The following is a 3721-nucleotide window of genomic DNA, read 5'->3' on the forward strand; positions in this document are numbered from 1 at the left end:
AACTCCGGCGGGTAGTGCTTCATCCCCACAGGGACTCCGTTCTCCTGAACCATCAAGATCCAGTGTCCGGTGTCCTCACATCAGGGGGAAGGCCCACCTATGCCAAGAGGGCCGGTGTTCTGGTTGCACCGCACCTTCATGCTGAGCTTCCTGTGGCTGCATAGGTGAGAACCGAGAGCACTTGTAGGCGGGCTTGAAGAGCGTTCACCGGTGAGTGGAGGGTGGAATGTCGGCGAGAATTGGCACCACTCACCTGCGTCGGGACTGCGGTGACGTTAACCTGCGGGCGTGTCCAGCCGAAGACCGTACACAACCCACCTGGTTCATTCAGATCGCCAGGGTGGATAAGGTGATCCGTCCGGTTCGAATCCGTACGGCCACGCATCGCAGAGGGATTGCGATACGTAGCCAACGTCGACAGCCTGCCAGCAGAGCTCTTCGACACTCTTCTGGTCACCGGCCATCTGCCGCAATCGCGCCAATTCGAGCAGGATCCTGCCGTTGCCAGGGTCGGCTTCGGCCGCCTGCCGGTAGAGGTCCTCGGCGCCTCTCTGGTCACCGGCCATCTGCCGCAATCGCGCAAGGCTGGGCAGGAGAGTGGTGCTGCCAGGGTCGGCTTCGGCCGCCTGCCGGTAGAGGTCCTCGGCGCCTTCCCAGTTTCCTGCCTTCTCCCTCTCGGCCGCACGCAGGGCCAGGGGGACCATGTGGCCGGAGTCGGCAGCGGCTTCAGCGAGGACCGCTGCCCCCGCCGGATCGGCAGCCTCGCGCTTCAGCACCAGGCTGGTCAGGGCTTCGGGGTAGCCCTCGCGGGCGGCCAGTAACGCTAGTCTCTCGGCGTGTTCCTGCCTCCCGGCTTCTTCGAACATCGTCGTCAGGCCGATCAGAGCGCCAGTGTCTCCGAAGTCGACGGCCTGCCAGTAGAGCTCTTCTGCACGGTCTAAGTCTCCTGTCGACTGCCACCCCTTCGCGACCTCGGCCAGGGTGACGCGGAAGCCGGCGGCAGCCGCCTGCAGGGCGAGAAACTCTGCACTTTCCAGATTCCCTGCGGCCCTTCGACTCCGCGCGAGGTTGGCGAAGCCTGCGGGTTCACCTGCGTCGGCGGCCTGCCTAGCGAGTGCTTCAGCGCCAGCCCGATCCCCTGCGTGCTCCCGTGCTGACGCCAAGTTAACCAGGCCCCAGACGTTGCCGGCGTCGGCGGCCTGCCAGAAGAGGGCTTCAGCGCCCTCCAGCTCCCCTGCCTGCTCGAGGGCCCACGCTCGTTCCAACAAGGTGCCGGGGTAGTCGGCGGCCCGCTCAATGAGAGCCTTGAAGCCTTCGCGGTTACCTGCCTCGTGCCGCGCCAGTGCAAGGGCGACCCACCCACGATGGTTTCCGGCCTCGGCGGCCCGGCGTGCAAGGGCTTCGGCGAGCTCCCGATCACCAGCCCGTTCCCGCAAAACTGCCACTCTGACCAGCGGATCGAACTCGCCAGCGTCGGCTGCCCGGCGGGCCAGAGCTTCGGCTCCATCCAAGTCCCCAGTATTCGCGCGCTCGTGCGCAAGACGCTCCAGCGCGTCGGGGTGCCCTGCGCCTGCAGCCCGGCTGCGTAGGTGGTGGGCCCACTTGAGGCGGTGCCGCGCTTCCGCAGCGGAGGCGAGGCTGATGAGGTCGTCGGGGTCGGTCAGATGGGTGTCGGCGGCGCGCCAGAACGAAGCGGGTGGGCAAAGGCCGCGGCGGATGGTCCGACCGTGCTGTTCGAGGAAGTCGGCGAGCCGAAGGACCGTGTACGCCGCCGGATCGGCCTCCTCGGCCGAGGCCCCGGGGCCGGGAGCGCGGCCTGCTGGGCGAGTTCCGGTGCGGCGCAGGGGAGCCTGTTTGCCGTGGACGGGACGGGCGAGTTCGGCGAAAGCGGCTTCGGTCCAGCCGTCGGCAAGTTCGTCCCAGTCGTGATCGGCGAAATAGTCGGTGACTGCGGCGGTGAGGAAACCCTGCGGGAGCTGGAGCCCTACGCCAAAGCGGCGTGCGTCCATCGCGACCTCGATCAGGGCACGAGCGGCGGCGCTGCCGTGTTCGTAGCGGCGCAAGAGTTCGGGCGCGCCAGCGAGGTCCTGGGTGACTCGCCCGTGCGCACGTGCGCGGGTGAGAGTGTCGGCCATGAACTGGTCGCCGCCCTCGGCAAGGACGGCGGCGGCGCGGAGTGCTTCCTTGTCGAAAGTGTCGGGGACGGGGACCATGCGCCCAGTAAGGAGCTCACGAACCCGGCTGTGCGGATCTGGCCGACCGGGGTCGGGCAACGCGGCATACGCGTCGGCGTACTCGGGCCACAGCGTTCCCAGGACAAGGACCGGCCGACGATCGGGGTGAGTGAGGAGCGTATGGAGGGCCGCCGCAATCCGCTCCCCGGCGTGGGGGTGGCCAAGGTAGTGCTGGGCTTCGTTGAGCCACACAACCGTGCCGGGCGCCACAAGGCCGAGGTCCGCAAGCGCCGCCTCGGCCCGCGTCGGGTCAAAGGGGTGCCAGAGCCTCCACCCTTCAGCGGTGAGCGGTTGGACAGCCTCCCAACACGCCCGCGTCTTACCTGTCGAGGACCGTCCCACCAAGACCAGCATCCGGCTGCGACCCTCCGCGGCCTCGCGCACCGCCTCACGCAACACCCGATCATGGGCACGCGACACATAGCCGGGCATCGCCCTCATCGAGCGAGTACCGGAGTCGACCAACCCGGAGACGGATCCCGCCGGATGGACCTCCAGGTCGTAAGGATCCCAGTTCCCAATCGGTCTGCCAGGCACCATCTCCGCCGCGGCCACAGGACTGACCTCATCCTCCGCGGCCCGCCGCAACGCCAGCAACTCATCCACCGGCAGCCCCAGCTTCCGGGCCAGCACCGCAACCGTTGTGGGAGACGGAACAGGGCCGTTCGCCTGGAACGCCTGCTGAACCGTGGTACGGCCAAGCCGCGGGGGCCGCTCTGCGAGCTGGGTTTTCGTCAATCCTGAGCGCGCCAACCCATCCTCCAACCGCTGGCGCAGTTCGGAGAGCGCTGCCTCCCGCCCTCCACGCTCCTCGACCACATGCCCCCCTGTTCGCCGGTGTCCATCTTTGTCCGGTCGAACCACTGCAACCACCGTTTCCACGACTTTGGGTCACGTCAAAACTCCGCTCTCAGCTTGGAGACTGCCGTGGACCAGACCGTCATCGTCCTTCTTGCCGCCGCACTGATCGTCGTGCTCGCGTTGCTGGCCGCCACAGCCGCCGGCACACTCGCCCGCCTCGACGGCGCCACGTACCCCACCGCCGTCATGCGAGCCGCTACCACGTTCGCAGCGACCCTCACCCTCGCTGCCGCCATCGCGGGAGTACTCGCCCAGTTCCTCACCTGAGAGAGGGTGTTGAGTCCGTTTCTCGTAGCGGCAGTACCCGGGCCGCCTCGTCGTGCAGAGCACGATCATGGTCCCGAAGCAAGCACCTGGGTGCTCTCGAAACTCGGCGACATCACTGTCGCGTGGGACGGGGCGCTCTCGCCGCTCGACGACAGGTGCTCTCACAACTCACCTACAAAGCCACTTCCTGGCCCCGGACGCGTAAGGGTGACCTTCACCTTCGAGCTACCGCACCAAGCGGACTTGGGGAAGTGGGGGTGTTACGGGTTTGGGGGGCCCCCCCCCAACGGGGGGGGCGCCCACCCCCCCCAACCCCCCTGGGTGCGGGAGGCGCCCCGCCGGGGCCCCCCCCCCCCCCC

Annotated in this window: 2 protein-coding genes; one reads left to right on the forward strand and one right to left on the reverse strand. The window is 68.0% G+C overall.

Annotated elements, in window-relative coordinates; translation table 11 throughout:
• Positions 1 to 323: 323 nt before the first annotated feature.
• Positions 324 to 3053 carry a hypothetical protein gene (locus ACIA8O_RS30495; RefSeq protein ID WP_396297208.1) on the reverse strand — a complete coding sequence of 910 codons (2730 nt, stop codon included), beginning with the start codon at positions 3051 to 3053 and terminating at the stop codon, positions 324 to 326.
• 108 nt (positions 3054 to 3161) lie between these two features.
• On the opposite strand from ACIA8O_RS30495, the gene ACIA8O_RS30500 reads away from it, so the two are divergent.
• Complete coding sequence (locus ACIA8O_RS30500; RefSeq protein ID WP_396297209.1) at positions 3162 to 3362, forward strand: hypothetical protein; 201 nt, start codon at positions 3162 to 3164, stop codon at positions 3360 to 3362.
• Positions 3363 to 3721 lie beyond the last annotated feature (359 nt).

It is taken from the genome of Kitasatospora sp. NPDC051853 (assembly GCF_044452665.1).
Taxonomy (GTDB): Bacteria; Actinomycetota; Actinomycetes; order Streptomycetales; family Streptomycetaceae; genus Kitasatospora.